Source organism: Klebsiella sp. K47, from assembly GCF_051858335.1.
In the GTDB taxonomy this organism is placed as follows: Bacteria; Pseudomonadota; Gammaproteobacteria; order Enterobacterales; family Enterobacteriaceae; genus Klebsiella; species Klebsiella pneumoniae.
In genome coordinates this window covers 1-236 of record NZ_JBPYUI010000253.1, presented here as the reverse complement: position 1 = coordinate 236, position 236 = coordinate 1, and the positions used below count along the sequence as shown (strand labels likewise).

Below are 236 nucleotides of genomic sequence, written 5' to 3'. Positions count from 1 at the left end.
GGCCGACAGGAATCGGTAAAGATTGCGCAGCATGCCGGCCGTGGCGCCCCAGATGTAGCGCTGGCGGTCTCCATCCTGGTAGGGCATGGCAAACCATTCGCGCGGCACGCCGTTCCAGACCATGGCGTGGCGCTCATGGTTGGCAGGATCGAGCAAAAAGGACAGCGGCACCTCGAACACGTCCGCCACCTCGTAGGGATTGGGATGCAGGCGCGCCCGGGGATCGACCAGGGCCA

The 236-nt window shown here is 65.3% G+C and carries 1 pseudogene; it reads right to left on the bottom strand.

Annotated features, from left to right (window positions below):
• A pseudogene (locus RRF55_RS27925) lies at positions 1–236 on the bottom strand (hypothetical protein); the annotation flags it as partial.